This window comes from Gordonia iterans, from assembly GCF_002993285.1.
Classification (GTDB): domain Bacteria; phylum Actinomycetota; class Actinomycetes; order Mycobacteriales; family Mycobacteriaceae; genus Gordonia; species Gordonia iterans.
Window position 1 is genome coordinate 3,087,114 of record NZ_CP027433.1, and the last position, 14,176, is coordinate 3,101,289.

Sequence of the window (14,176 nt, forward strand, 5' to 3'; positions counted from 1 at the left end):
GCACGACTCCGGGCAGCAGTGTGCTCACAGCGCAGCCACCCGTCGTGATCGGACGAGCGCGACGAACACCGGGCCGCCGACCAGTACCGCGGCCAGACCGCTCTGCAGATCTCTGGGCGCCATCAGCGCCCGGCCCAGCGCATCGGCCGCCACCAGCAACGTCGCGCCGACCAGAAGGGACGCCGGCAGCAGGATCCGGTGGTCGCTGCCCACCGTGCGCCGCACGATGTGCGCCGCCGCGAGGCCGATGAAGACGAAGGGACCCGCCGCCGCCGTGGCGGCACCGGCCAGAAGCACGACGGCGATCGCGGCGAGCCCCCGCGTCACGGCCGGATCGGCGCCGATCGACCGCGCCGCATCCTCCCCGAGAACCAGGGCGTTCAGCGGTCTGATCAGGCCGAGTCCGACCGCGACTCCGGCCAGGGCGAAGGGGCCCACCGCGGCGATGACGTCCAGGCCGCGGCCCTGCAGCGAGCCCACCGACCAGTACCGGAAGTGGTTGAACGCCGCCTCGTCGCTCAGCACCATCATCTGGGTGACGGCGGTGATCGCCATCGTCACGGCGGTGCCCGCCAGCGCGATGCGCACCGGAGTGGCCGCCTGGCCGCGCGCGGAGCCGAGTCCGTAGACCACCACCGCGGCGACTGCCGCCCCGGCGAAGGCGAACCAGACGTATCCGCCGACGCCCTCCACGCCGAGGATCGCGATCGCCCCCACCACTCCGAGCGCAGCGCCCGCGTTGACCCCGAGGATTCCGGGATCGGCGATCGGGTTGCGAGTGAGCGACTGCATCAGAGCGCCGGCCAGGCCCAGGCACGCACCCACCACGACGCCCAACACGATGCGGGGAATCCGGGAGGCGACCACCACCAGATGTTCGTCGTCCGTGGCGTCGTAGCTCACGAGCGCGTCGACGACGACGCTGGGAGCGACGGTGCGCGAACCCACGGCCAGCCCGAGGATCGACGCGGCGATCAGGAGCGCGGCCGATCCGACGAGCAAGGCGCTTCCCCGCTCAACGATTGATCGTCTCACCGCCCGAACGTCTCGACGATGGAATCCACGGTGTTGCGCGCGCTGTAATAGTCCAGGCGGAACGACTCCGGGCCGAGAGAGTAGACGCGCGCCGCGGTGACGGCGGGAACGTTGGCGACCAGCCGGTCCTTGCGGAAGTCCTCCACCGCCCCGCGCCCGCCCGGCGCGTCGACGAACAGCGTCTTCGTCTGCGACAGCGCTCCGGCCAGGTTCTCACTGGACACGATCTGAACACCGTTGGCCCCGGCTTGCTTCTCTGCGACGAAACGCTCGGGCAGCCGTGCGTACTCGAAGCCCAGAGACGAGAGCAACTCCGCCTGCGGGCTGTCCGGAGCGAACACCCAGGCGCCGTCCGGGCCGAGATAGACCAGGGCCGCGACCGGTTGCGGCGGCGGCGCGACATCCGCACGCCGCTCGGCGACCCACGATTCGTAGCCGGCGAGGAGATCGGTCGCGGCCTGTTCCCGCCCGGTACTCCGGCCCAGCTCCTCGGTGAGGTTCTGCCAGCTCTGCGTCCCGTAGTCGAGCAGAACGGTCGGGGCGATCTCACTGAGTTGGTCGTAGGCCTCCGCGACGGTGTCAGCGCCGTTGACCGATCCGATGATGAGGTCCGGTTCCAACTCGTCGATCGCATCCACGTCGAGTTCCAGGTTGGGATACAAGACCTGCACCCCGCGTTCCTCGGCGACTCCGGCCCACTGTGAGAAGAACCACACCGCCGCGCGAGTGCCGATCAGCGAGCTGACCGAGGAGCCGCGCTCGGCGGCGCACAGCGCGTGATCTCGATACACCGACTCACTGCGTTCGCAACTCGATCATCGACACACGGCCACCCGACGCCACCGGCCGGCGCGCGCCGCAGCGCGAAGGCGGGCGCCCTCATACGATCAGCCGAGGGCGGCCTTCTCGGTGCCGACGGTGGTGTCGTCGCCGTGGCCGGTGTGCACCACGGTGTCGTCGGGCAGCTGGTACAGCCGCGACCGGATCGAGTCCTCGAGCACCTCGCGGCTGGAGAACGAGCGCCCGGTCGCCCCGGGGCCGCCGCAGAACAGGGTGTCGCCGGTGAAGACGCAACCCAGGTCGGGCGCGTACAGGCACACGCCGCCGGGCGCGTGGCCCGGGGTGTGGATCACGGTCAGCACGGTGCCGCCGACCTCGATCCGCTGACCGTCGGACAGGTCCGCATCCCACGTGCGGTCCGGGTGAGTGAGCTCCCACAGCGGTGCATCGTCGGGGTGCAGCCAGATCGGCGCACCGGTCGCCTCAGCCAGCTCCGGTGCGTACCGGACGTGGTCGTCGTGCGCGTGGGTGCAGACGATCGCCTTCACCTTCCGCCCGTCGACGACGGCGAGGATCTCCTCCACCGAGTGCGGGGCGTCGAGCACGATGCACTCGGCGTCGTCGCCGACCACCCACACGTTGTTGTCGACGTCGAAGGTCTCCCCGTCCAGACTGAACGTTCCCGAGGTGACCGCGTGATCGATGCGGGCCGCCATGTCAGATCACCACCACGCTGCGCAGCACCTCGCCGTGGTGCAACTTCTCGAATGCCGCCTCGACTCCGTCGATCCCGATCCGCTCCGACACGAATGCGTCCAGATCGAGCCGGCCGTCCCGATACAGGTCCACCAGCATCGGGAAGTCCCTGCTCGGCAGACAATCGCCGTACCAGCTCGACTTGAGCTGCCCGCCGCGGCCGAACACGTCGATCAGCGGCAGGTCCGGGATCCGCATCTCCGGATTCGGGACGCCCACCAGTACGGCGGTGCCGGCCAGATCACGTGCGTAGAACGCTTGCTTCCAGGTCTCCGGACGACCCACCGCATCGACCACCACGTCGGCGCCCTCGGCACCCGGATAGTACTTGTCGCAGATCTCCGCGATCGCCTCCACCGGATCGGTCGTCGACGAGTCGACCGTGTGCGTGGCGCCGAGTTCCTTGGCCTTGTGCAGCTTCTTGGCGTCGATGTCCACGGCGATGATGGGCAGAGACCCGGCCAGTGCCGCACCGGCGATCGCCGCCACGCCCACACCGCCGCACCCGATCACCGCGACGGACTTTCCGCGTCCGGCCTCACCGGTGTTGATCGCCGCACCCAGGCCCGCCATCACACCGCACCCGAGCAGACCCACCGCCGCCGGGTCGGCCTCCGGATCGACCTTGGTGCACTGCCCGGCGGCCACCAGGGTCTTCTCGATGAATGCGCCGATGCCCAGCGCCGGGCTGAGCTCGGTGCCCGCGCCCTCGCCGTCGGCGATCGTCATCTTCTGTTCGGCGTTCTTCGAGTCGAAGCAGTACTTCGGCTCACCGCGCTTGCAGGCCCGGCACTCGCCGCACACGGCCCGCCAGTTCAAGATGACGAAGTCGCCCGGAGCGACCTCGGTCACGCCCTCCCCCACCGACTCGACGATCCCGGCGGCTTCGTGGCCGAGGAGGAACGGGAATTCATCGTTGATCCCGCCCTCCCGGTAGTGCAGGTCGGTGTGGCAGACGCCGCAGGTCGAAATCTCCACCACCGCCTCGCCGGGCCCCGGATCGGGAACGACGATGTTCACCGTCTCCACCGGTGCACCCTTGCTGCGGGCGATGACTCCCTTGACGATCTGACTCACTGATCCACTCCTTCGTGCTCTCGCGACACCCGCACGGCGCGGCCCGATCGCGTCGGCGCCGGCCGCCGGCGGCCCACCAACGAATCTACGGGTCCTCCCGAACCACCGGGCGGCCGCCGGAGAATCCGGGCGCGGGCGGGCTTCAGGACTCGCAGGCCGCGCGGACCTTGCCGTCGGTGTACTTGACGCCCTGCTCGACGAAGGGCCCGATCAGGCCGCCCAGCACCTTGCCGGTGAGTCCGCCCGGCAGGGTGAAGTCGAACTCGGCGTGCAGCACTGTGGTGCCGTCGTCCCCGTCGGCGAAGCTCCACGTGGTGTTGGCTCCCATGCCCGAGACGGACTCCAGCCGGATCTTCTCGTTCTCGACCCACTCGACGCACTTCACCGTCGACTTGAGCTCCTTCGGGCCGATCTTGATGACGGTCTGGAACACCGATCCCAGACCGTGGTCGACCTCGGTGGTCGGCGTGAAGCGGCTGACTCCGAACATGTATTCCGGCACGTTCCGGTAGTCGTCGATGTACGCGAACACCTTCTCGCGCGGGGCCTTGATGACGGCCTCATGGTTCACTTCGCCCATTCCACTCTCCTTGCTTTGTCGGTTCCCTGGATACCCGCGACGACGGCGGCCGGTCACGCCTCGGTATTCGCCCGCACGACCTTTTCGGTGTGCTTCACCGCCTGATCGGCGAACGGCCCCATCAGCGGGTTGAGGAGCTTTCCGACCAACCCGCCGGGCAGCGTGTACTCGATCACTACGTCGAGGGCGGTGGTCCCGTCCTCCTCGCCGTCGCCGAAACGCCAGTCGACCGCCGACTTCAGGCCGGCGATGGATTGGAGGCTGATCGCCTCGTTCTCTGCCCACTCGATGCACTCGGTTCGCGACGTCAGCTCCTTGGGGCCGATCTTGATCGCCGCATCGAAGGTCGCCCCGACCCCGTCCGTCTGCTCGGTGACCGGCGCGAACGTGCTGATCCCGAAGAAGTACTCGGGCACGTTCAGATAGCTGTTCACGTAGGCGAACACCTTCTCGCGCGGTGCGTTGACGACGGTGGAATGGCGGACTTCGCCCACGGATGCTCCTTCGTTCGACCCTCGCCGGACCGCGAGACTCTTCCGGCGACATCGTAATGGTCGTCACACCCGGGTGCGCGCACCGCCCTGCGCCGATCGTCCGGTCACCGGCGCGCTCAGGTCAGCTCGATCACCGCGGACTTGTCGTTCATCACCACGATCGGGGTGACGGTCGAGTAGCCGGCCGCTTCGATCACCGCCAGGTCGACGTTGAGGAGCGGCTGGCCGGCGGTGACGGTGTCACCGGTCTTGACCAGCGGTTCGAAGCCTTCACCTTTGAGCTTGACGGTGTCGAGTCCTACGTGAATGAGGATCTCGGTGCCGTCGGACGTACGCAGTCCCAGCGCGTGCCCCGTGGGGAACACGGTCACGATCTGCGCATCGGCCGGTGCGACGACGGTCCCGGCGGACGGCTCGATCGCCAGGCCCGGACCCATCATCCCGCTGGCGAAGGTCTTGTCCGGCACCTGGTCCAGTGCGATCACCGCACCCGGGAGCGGCTGGCGCAGCGTCACCACCGTGGCCGGCGCCTCGACCGTCGCGACCGCGGCGTCGGAGGGCTCCGCTACGACCGGCGCCGGTGCGGCGGCGACAGGCGCCGCCACCTCACCGGAGATGATCTGGTCCATCGCGGACTTCACGAACTGCACGTCGAGCCCGTAGATCACCTGCACCGACTTGCCGCCCGGTTTGATGATCCCGGCGGCGCCGGCGCGCTTGAGCGCTGCCTCGTCGATCTTGGACTTGTCGGCGATCTCCATGCGCAGCCGGGTGGCGCAGTTGTCGAGTTCGAGGATGTTGTCCGCTCCGCCGAGTGCCTCCAGGAAGCGGCCGGCCACCGGCACGAAGTCGCCGCCGCTGGTGGTGGCCGCACCGTCGTCGTCGGCCGGGTCCTCGTCCTCCCGGCCCGGAGTCTTGAGGTTGAACCGCAGAATGATCCAGCGGAACACGAAGAAGTAGACCGCAAACCAGATCGGTCCCATGATGAGGATGATCCACGGGTTCTCGGCCATCGGATTCTGCCAATTGAGGACCAGGTCGACGAATCCGGCCGAGAAGCCGAAACCCATACGGACCGGCAACAGTTGCGCAATCGCCATCGACAGTCCGGTGAAGACCGCGTGGACGAAGTACAGCGGCGGGGCCAGGAACATGAAGGCGAACTCGAGCGGCTCGGTGACGCCGACGAAGAACGAGGCGAACGACGCCGACAGCAGGATGCCGTAGGCGATCTTCTTGCGCTTGCTCTTGGCGGTGACGTACATGGCCAGCGCGGCACCGGGCAGACCGAACATCATAATCGGGAAGAAGCCGGTCATGTACTGCCCGGTGACGCCGAACTCTCCCTCGCCGGTGAGGAAATTGGTGAGGTCGTTGATGCCCGCGACGTCGAACCAGAACACCGAGTTCAGCGCGTGATGCAGGCCGAACGGGATCAGCATCCGATTGCCGAACCCGTACAGGCCCGTGCCCACCGCGCCGAGCCCGACGATCCACTCGCCGAAATTCACCAGACCGGTGTAGACCAGCGGCCACAGGAACAGCAGGATCAGCGCGACGATCATCGAGACCGCGGCGGTGATGATCGCCACCGACCGGCGGCCCGAGAAGAACGAGAGCGCGTCGGGGAGCTTGATGTCCTTGAAGCGGTTGTAACAGACGGCGCCGATGATGCCGCACAGGATTCCGATGAACGCGTTCTGGAAGGCCCCGGGGGCGAACGCCTCGTTGATGTCGGGCATCTGCACCACGGTCTGGCCGTTCACCTCGACCGCCTGCCAGTAGTCGGCGGTGCCCACCGGACCGCCCTCCTCGTCGACCGGCACCGTGGTCCATCCGCGGTTCAGCAGGTTCATCACCGACGACGGCGCCAGCAGGCTGGTCACCACCAGCCACGACACCAGTCCGGCCAGCGCCGACGTGCCGTCGGACTTGTTGGCCATCCCGATCGACACGCCGACCGCGAACAGCAGCGCGAGGTTGCTGAGAATCGCCAAGCCTGCGGTCAGCAGGAACGACGTGACCACATTGGGTCCGTCGGAGACGCCGATGATCCAGTTGGCGATGCCGACCAGGATCGCGGCGACCGGAAGGACCGCGACCGGCAGCATCAGTGATTTGCCGAGATTCTGAAGGAACTTCATCATGGCGGTGGCTCCCCTACCCGAGTTGGTCTGAGCGGAACGGTAACAATCCGGCTGGCGGGACGGACGCGATTCCGCTGAGGCGGGCGGGACGGTCGCCGGCGCCGAGCGGCCGGGAGCGGGTCAGTCCGTGCCCACCGGCTGCGCGCGCCGGTAGACCTCGCGCACCCGGCCGTCGCGGACCACCACCCAGTCGGCCTGCCTGCCGGGAACCAGGTCGCCCACGTCGTCCAGCCCCAGGGTCCGGGCGGGGGTGCTCGATGTCATGTCGGTGACCGCGACGAGCACCTCGTCCACCGGGCCGGGGAGTCGCCGCACCGCTCGCTCGAAGAGACTCGCCATGGTGGCGGTGCTTCCGGCGATCGCGCCCGTGGCGCCGACTCGTGCGATACCGTCGGTCACCTGAACGTCGAGACTCCCCAGCCGGTAAGCTCCGTCGGCCATTCCGGCCGCGACCATCGCGTCGGTGACCAGCGCGATCCGCCGCGGACCGATGTCGGCGGCGACGTGCGCGACCAGTCCGTCGTGCACGTGCACCCCGTCGCCGACCAGTTCCACGGTGACCCGCTCGTCCTCCAGCAAGGCGAGCACCGGGCCGGGCTCGCGGTGGTGCAGCGGCCGCATCGCGTTGAACAGGTGCGTGCCCACGCGGGCACCCGCGGCGATCGCCGCCCGGGCCTGCTCGTAGGTGGCGTCGGTGTGTCCCACGGCGACGACCACCCCGGCGACGGTGAGCGCGGTGATCGCCTCGAGAGCGCCGTAGAGTTCGGGCGCGACGGTCACCATGATGATCGACCCCTCCCCCGCCTCCAGCAACCGCGCGATCTCCGCCTGATCCGGGTCACGCAGCACGCTCGGATCATGTGCGCCGCAACGGCCGTGACTGATCCACGGTCCCTCCAGGTGGATGCCGGCGAGCAGGCCCTCGGCGACCGGCTCCCGCAGCGCGCGCACCTGCCTCAGCAGCGCGTCCGGACCGGCGCTCACCAGGCTCGCGACGGTCGTCGTCGTGCCGTGGCGCCGGTGAAAAGCGACTGCGCGAAGGATCTCGTCGGTCTCCCCGGTGGTGTACGTTCCGCCCCCGCCGCCGTGGACGTGCATGTCGACGAATCCGGGCACGACGGCGGCGTCGCCGAAGTCGAGATCCGGCGTCCGCGGGGGCGGCCCTTCTGCCGCTTCGCCGACCCGTCCGCCCCTGGCTCGCAGCCATCCGGGCCGCAGCACCCGCCCGCCGCTGACGAGCGCAGCGGCGCCGATCAGGACCTCCGGCTCGCCGCCGGGATTCTCGATACCGGTCACGCGCTCTCCTCGGAGTCGGGTGGAGGTGGAGTTCGGTGGAGGTGGTTCCCGCGACCCTAACACCGGTCCGGCGCTCACCTGAGCGGATGCGGACGACCCCGCCTCCACCGGAGTGGAGACGGGGTCGTCGTGCGTGGTTCTCGGCGTTTCGACACGCTCCTTGAGCCCGTCGAAAGGCCGTCGAAAGCCCCTTGAGCTCGTCGAAAGGCCCTTGAGCTCGTCGAAAGCCCCTTGAGCCCGTCGAAAGGCCGTCGAAAGGCCGTCGAAAGCCCCTTGAGCCCGTACAGCCCCTTGAGCTCGTCGAAAGGTCCGCCAGACGCCTCAGGCGGTCTCGGTGATCGGGCGGTCGACCCAGCTCATCAGGTCGCGGAGCTGCTTGCCGGTCACCTCGATCGGGTGCTCGGCGTTCTCCTTGCGCAGCGCCTCGAGCTGCTTGTTGCCACCCTCGACGTTGGCCACCAGCTGCTTGACGAAGGTGCCGTCCTGGATGTCGGACAGGATCTCCTTCATCCGCTTCTTGGTGTCGGCGTCGATGACGCGCGGGCCGGAGAGGTAGCCGCCGAACTCCGCGGTGTCGCTCACCGAGTAGTTCATGCGGGCGATGCCGCCCTCGTACATCAGGTCGACGATCAGCTTGAGCTCGTGCAGGCACTCGAAGTAGGCCATCTCCGGCTCGTAACCGGCCTCGACCAGCACCTCGAAACCGGTCTTGACCAGTTCCTCGGTGCCGCCGCACAGCACGGCCTGCTCACCGAACAGGTCGGTTTCGGTCTCTTCCTTGAAGTCGGTCTTCAGCACGCCGGCGCGAGTGCCGCCGATGGCCTTGGCGTAGCTGAGCGCGAGCGCCTGGCCTTCGCCGGTCGGATCCTGGTGGACCGCGATGAGCGCCGGAACACCCTTGCCGTCGACGAACTGGCGACGGACCAGGTGACCCGGGCCCTTCGGCGCGACCATCGCGACGGTCACGTTGGCCGGCGGCGTGATCAGGCCGAAGTGGATGTTCAGGCCGTGCCCGAAGAACAGGGCGTCGCCCTCGTTCAGGTTCGGCTCGATGTCCTCGGTGAAGATCTGGGCCTGGCTGGTGTCCGGTGCCAGCACCATGATGACGTCGGCCCACTCCGCGGCCTTGGCCGGGGTCAGGACCTTCAGGCCCTGCTCTTCCGCCTTCTCGCGGGACTTGGAGCCCTCGCGCAGACCGATCACGACCTCGACGCCCGAGTCGCGCAGCGACAGCGAGTGGGCGTGGCCCTGGCTGCCGTAGCCGATCACGGCCACCTTCTTGCCCTGGATGATCGACAGATCTGCGTCGTCGTCGTAGAACTTCTCGACTGCCACAGTGAATTCCCTTCGGGTGTGCCCGCACCGGTGCGGTGGCGGGCATGGTGATTGGCGTTGTTAGGTACTGATTGTGACGTCAGCGGTTGGCCGACATGCTCTTGGGTCCCCGTCCGAGCGTGACGCCGCCCGACTGGGCGATCTCCCGGATGCCGTACGGGTCGAGCATCCGCAGCAGCGCTTCGAGCTTGTCCGCGGTGCCGGTGGCCTCCACGGTCACCGACTCCGGTGCGACGTCGATCACCTTGGCGCGGAACAGGTTCACCACGTCGACGATCTCGGCGCGGTTGGTCGCGTCGGTGCGGACCTTGATCAGCATCAGCTCGCGGGACACCGAGTTGTCCGGGTCCTGCTCGACGATCTTGATCACGTTGACGAGCTTGTTCAGCTGCTTGGTGACCTGCTCCAGCGGGAAGTCGTCGACGGACACCATGATGGTCATCCGGGACAGTCCCTTCAGCTCGGTCGGGCCGACGGCCAGCGACTCGATGTTGAATCCGCGGCGGGAGAAGAGGCTCGCCACGCGAGCCAGCACGCCCGGCCGGTCCTCGACCAGGACGCTCAACGTATGGGTACTCACTTGTCGCTCCCTTCCACGGCCGCGTCGGAGTCATTCCCCGTCGCTTCGCTCGCCACGTCGTCATTCCCCGTCGCTTCGCTCGCCACGTTGCGCTCCATGGCCTCGTGGATGACGGCCGTCTCTTCGCCGGCCGACTCGTCGTCGTCGAACAGCGGCCGGATGTCCCGGGCCGCCATGATCTCGTCGTTGCCGCAACCGGCGGCGACCATCGGCCAGACCTGGGCATCCTTGCCGACGATGAAGTCGATCAGGACGGGCCGGTCATTGATCTCGCGGGCCTTGGCGATGGTCGGAGCGACGTCCTCTTCCTTGTCGACGCGGAAGGCGACGCAGCCGAGCGACTCGCCGAGCTTGACGAAGTCCGGGATCATCCGGGAGTGCGTCGCCAGATCGGTGCTCGAGTACCGCTCGTCGTAGAACAGGGTCTGCCACTGGCGGACCATGCCCAGGTTGCCGTTGTTGATCAGGGCGACCTTGATCGGGATGCCCTCGATCGCGCACGTGGCCAATTCCTGATTGGTCATCTGGAAGCAGCCGTCGCCGTCGATCGCCCAGACCTCGGCGTCCGGATCTGCGGCTTTGGCGCCCATCGCCGCCGGCACCGAGTAGCCCATGGTGCCCAGACCGCCGGAGTTGAGCCAGGTGCGCGGCTTCTCGTACTTGATGAACTGTGCGGCCCACATCTGGTGCTGGCCGACGCCCGCACAGTAGATCGCGTCCGGTCCGGCCGCCTTGCCCAGTTGCTCGATCACGAACTCCGGCGAGAGCGAGCCGTCGGACTGCTTGTCGTAGCTCAGCGGGTAGGTGTCGCGGATCCCGTTCAGGTAGCGCCACCAGCCCTTGAGGTCGCTGCGGCCGCCCCCGGTCGCATCGTCGTTCCGCAGTTCCTCGATCAGGTCGATGATCACGTTGCGGACGTCGCCGACGATCGGCACGTCGACCGGGCGGTTCTTGCCGATCTCGGCCGGATCGATGTCGGCGTGGATCACCTTGGCGTCGGGCGCGAAGGAGTCCAGTCGGCCGGTCACGCGGTCGTCGAACCGGGCGCCGAGGGTGATCAGCAGATCGCTGCGCTGCAGCGCCGCGACCGCGCCGACGGAGCCGTGCATGCCGGGCATCCCCATGTGCAGCTCGTGGCTGTCGGGGAACGCCCCGCGCGCCATCAGGGTGGTCACGACGGGGATGCCGGTCAGCTCGGCCAGCTCCTGCAGTTCCGCGGAGGCATCGGCCTTGATCACGCCGCCGCCGACGTACAGCACCGGGTGCTTGGCCTGCGAGATCAGGCGGGCGGCCTCCCGGACCTGCTTGCCGTGCGGCTTGGTGACCGGGCGGTAGCCGGGCAGGTCGAACTGCGGCGGCCAGGAGAACGTGGTCTGGGCCTGCAGGATGTCCTTGGGGATGTCGACGAGGACGGCGCCGGGACGGCCGGACTCGGCGATGTAGAAGGCCTCGGCGATCACGCGCGGGATGTCCGCGGCCGCGCTCACCAGGAAGTTGTGCTTGGTGATCGGCATGGTGATGCCGGAGATGTCGGCCTCCTGGAAGGCGTCGGTGCCGATCAGCGCACGACCGACCTGCCCGGTGATCGCGACCACCGGGACCGAGTCCATCTGGGCGTCGGCCAGCGGCGTCACCAAGTTGGTGGCGCCCGGCCCGGAGGTGGCCATCATGACGCCGGCCTTGCCCGCGACCTGGGCGTAGCCGGTCGCGGCGTGCCCGGCGCCCTGCTCGTGACGGACCAGGACATGCCGGACCTTCGGCGAGTCCAGGAGCGGATCGTAGACGGGGAGTACCGCGCCGCCCGGAATGCCGAACACCGTCTCGACGCCGAGCTCTTCGAGAGTCCGGACGACGGACTGGGCGCCGGTGACCCGTTCGGGGGCCACGGTGTGGCCCGAACGCAGAGATTCGGTCGACGGCGACTGCGGCCGTGCCGACCCGCGGGCGGATGTTGGAGTGCTCACTGCACATTCCTCATCTTCTTAGTCCTGACAAGAAAAAACCCCCGACAGCCTTGGCTGTGCGAGGGGCGCGTCGATGAAGTTCGAAGGGTCTACGACAGTGACCGATCAGGCGTTGACGCGCCGACCGATTACTACGAGAAGGTTCGTGTTCATCACCGTCACAAGGTAAGGCAGCGGTCCGAGCCGAGTCAAATCCGCCGCGGATGACACAATGGAGGCGTGTCCGACGCCGCTGCCGATTCCACGCCCGCCGACGACCGGGAGTCCGTCACCTTCGGGATCTCCCGGCTGGCTTATCTGACTGTGCTCTCGACGATCCTCGCAGTCCTGGTGATGATGGCGGTGACGCCCTGGTTCGGGCTTCTGTTCCTGACGCTGATCCCGCAGGTGTGGTGGATCCGTCGGGTCAGGACGGTCGCCGACGCCGACGGACTCACCGCGGTCCGGGCGTTCGGGGAAGAGCGCGTCACCTGGGATCGGGTCGACGGTCTGGCCTTCCCCCGCTGGCGTGCGGTGCGCGCGGTGCTGACCGACGGCGCCGCCCTCACCCTGCCCGCGGTGGCGTTCGACGATCTGCCGGCTCTGTCGGCGATCTCCGGCGGCCGGGTACCCGATCCGTTCGCCGCCGAGCGCGAAGCCCGGCTGGCCGCTCAGGACTGACCCGTCCGGCGTCTCCCCGAGGCCGCGGACCGCCTCGATGCGACAACCGCCGGACGCTGGGACACAATCGACGGCATGTCCGCAGCAACGACGCTACGTTCGCTCGACAACGCCCTGCGCGAACGCGATCTCGGGGCCGCCTCGTCGATTCTGACTCCCCTCGCTCCGCAGGAGGCCGCGGCGCTGCTGGAGCAGTTGTCGCCGCGCCGCCGGACCATCGGCTTCCGACTCCTCCACAAGGACGCGGCGCTCGAGGTGTTCGACGCCTTCGACGCCGACACCCAGGCCGAGGTGATCCACGAACTCGGCACCGCCGAAGTGGCCGTCGCCTTCGACAAACTCGAACCCGAGGATCGCGCGGAACTCCTCGACGAGCTGCCGTCGTCCATCGCGAAAGAGCTGGTGCGCAACCTCTCCCGCACCGAGCGCGAACTCACCGCCGTCGTGCTCGGTTTCCCGCGCGGCTCGGTCGGCCGCCGGATGAGCCCGGAGTTCATCCACGCCTTCTCCGACGATCCCGCCTCGGTGGTGCTCGAACGCGTCAAGGCCCGTGGGCACCAGGTGCAGTCGATCTACATCGTCCCCGTCCTCGACCGCTCCCGGCGGCTCGTCGGCGTCGTGAGCCTGCGCGACCTGCTGCTCGCCGACCCGGACCAGCCGATCGGCGACTTCGCCAAGACCCCGATCTACGCGCACGCGTACGACGATGCCGAGGCCACCGCGGACCGGTGCGTCGACCGCGGCATCTCGGCGATGCCGGTCGTCGACGGCGAGGACCGGCTGGTCGGCGTCCTGACGCTCGACGACGCCATCGAGATCGTCGACGCCGCCCGTGACGAGGACGAGGCCCGCGCCGGCGCCCGCGAGCCGCTGCGCGAGTCGTACCTGTACGCGTCGGTCTTCGCCATCACCCGCTCCCGGGTGGTGTGGCTGTTCGTGCTGGCGGTGTCGGCGATTCTGACGGTGAACGTCCTGGAGATCTTCGAGGGCACGCTCGAGCAGAAGGTGGCGCTGGCCCTGTTCATCCCGCTGCTGACCGGGATCGGCGGCAACACCGGATCCCAGGCGGCGACCACGGTGACCCGCGCCCTGGCCACCGGCGAGGTGGCCCCGCGCGACGCGGCTCGGGTGGCCGGAAAGGAGATCCGGGTCGGCCTGACCATGGGGGCGGCGCTGGGCGTGGTCGGCTTCGGCGTCGCATCGGCCGTCTACGGCCTGGACATCGGTACCGTGATCGGCCTGACGATCATCTCGGTGTGCACCATGGCCGCCACGGTCGGCGGCCTCATGCCACTGGTCGCCAAGACGATCCGCGTGGACCCGGCGGTGTTCTCCACCCCGTTCATCTCGACCTTCTGCGACGCCACCGGCCTGATCATCTACTTCATGATCGCCAAGGCCGTCTTGGGCATCTGACCGCGCGAGTGTGCTGTCGGGGCCGGGAAAAGCAGGTGCGCGGGGCGCGTAAACTC

13 protein-coding genes are annotated in these 14,176 nt (G+C 68.5%); 2 read left to right on the top strand and 11 right to left on the bottom strand.

Features of this window, described 5'->3' with window-relative positions; translation table 11 throughout:
• Positions 1 to 24: 24 nt before the first annotated feature.
• The 11 genes from C6V83_RS14230 to C6V83_RS14280 form a co-directional block, all read right to left on the bottom strand.
• The gene (locus C6V83_RS14230) at positions 25 to 1,035 is read right to left on the bottom strand and encodes a FecCD family ABC transporter permease (protein ID WP_199832524.1); all 1,011 of its coding nucleotides are present in this window, start codon (positions 1,033 to 1,035) and stop codon (positions 25 to 27) included.
• On the bottom strand, positions 1,032 to 1,826 hold the full coding sequence (gene fepB, locus C6V83_RS14235; RefSeq protein WP_105942945.1) for a Fe2+-enterobactin ABC transporter substrate-binding protein: 795 nt from the start codon (positions 1,824 to 1,826) through the stop codon (positions 1,032 to 1,034). The genes C6V83_RS14230 and fepB overlap by 4 nt, the downstream gene beginning before the upstream one ends.
• Before the next feature lie 96 nt (positions 1,827 to 1,922).
• On the bottom strand, positions 1,923 to 2,531 hold the full coding sequence (locus tag C6V83_RS14240) for an MBL fold metallo-hydrolase (protein WP_105942946.1): 609 nt from the start codon (positions 2,529 to 2,531) through the stop codon (positions 1,923 to 1,925).
• Between the two features lies 1 nt (position 2,532).
• The gene (locus C6V83_RS14245; protein ID WP_105942947.1) at positions 2,533 to 3,648 is read right to left on the bottom strand and encodes an S-(hydroxymethyl)mycothiol dehydrogenase; all 1,116 of its coding nucleotides are present in this window, start codon (positions 3,646 to 3,648) and stop codon (positions 2,533 to 2,535) included.
• 142 nt (positions 3,649 to 3,790) lie between these two features.
• Positions 3,791 to 4,228: an SRPBCC family protein gene (locus C6V83_RS14250; protein ID WP_105942948.1), complete on the bottom strand. Its 438-nt coding sequence runs from the start codon at positions 4,226 to 4,228 to the stop codon at positions 3,791 to 3,793.
• A gap of 53 nt (positions 4,229 to 4,281) precedes the next feature.
• Complete coding sequence (locus tag C6V83_RS14255) at positions 4,282 to 4,722, bottom strand: SRPBCC family protein (protein ID WP_105942949.1); 441 nt, start codon at positions 4,720 to 4,722, stop codon at positions 4,282 to 4,284.
• A 116-nt stretch (positions 4,723 to 4,838) separates the two neighbouring features.
• Positions 4,839 to 6,869: a glucose PTS transporter subunit IIA gene (locus C6V83_RS14260; RefSeq protein ID WP_105942950.1), complete on the bottom strand. Its 2,031-nt coding sequence runs from the start codon at positions 6,867 to 6,869 to the stop codon at positions 4,839 to 4,841.
• Between the two features lie 120 nt (positions 6,870 to 6,989).
• Complete coding sequence (locus tag C6V83_RS14265) at positions 6,990 to 8,165, bottom strand: N-acetylglucosamine-6-phosphate deacetylase (protein ID WP_234353748.1); 1,176 nt, start codon at positions 8,163 to 8,165, stop codon at positions 6,990 to 6,992.
• 321 nt (positions 8,166 to 8,486) lie between these two features.
• Positions 8,487 to 9,500, bottom strand: a complete 1,014-nt coding sequence (ilvC, locus tag C6V83_RS14270; RefSeq protein WP_105942951.1) for a ketol-acid reductoisomerase — start codon at positions 9,498 to 9,500, stop codon at positions 8,487 to 8,489.
• A 79-nt stretch (positions 9,501 to 9,579) separates the two neighbouring features.
• Positions 9,580 to 10,080, bottom strand: coding sequence for an acetolactate synthase small subunit (gene ilvN / locus C6V83_RS14275; protein ID WP_105942952.1), 501 nt, complete (start codon positions 10,078 to 10,080; stop codon positions 9,580 to 9,582).
• Entirely contained in the window at positions 10,077 to 12,044 is a 1,968-nt protein-coding gene (locus tag C6V83_RS14280) for an acetolactate synthase large subunit (protein WP_234353749.1), read from the bottom strand. Before C6V83_RS14280 ends, ilvN begins: the two co-directional genes overlap by 4 nt.
• A 219-nt stretch (positions 12,045 to 12,263) precedes the next feature.
• Here C6V83_RS14280 and C6V83_RS14285 point away from each other — a divergent pair, with 219 nt between their 5' ends.
• On the top strand, positions 12,264 to 12,704 hold the full coding sequence (locus tag C6V83_RS14285; RefSeq protein WP_234353750.1) for a PH domain-containing protein: 441 nt from the start codon (positions 12,264 to 12,266) through the stop codon (positions 12,702 to 12,704).
• Between the two features lie 75 nt (positions 12,705 to 12,779).
• On the top strand, positions 12,780 to 14,120 hold the full coding sequence (gene mgtE / locus C6V83_RS14290; protein WP_105942953.1) for a magnesium transporter: 1,341 nt from the start codon (positions 12,780 to 12,782) through the stop codon (positions 14,118 to 14,120).
• The last annotated feature ends 56 nt before the right edge of the window (positions 14,121 to 14,176 follow it).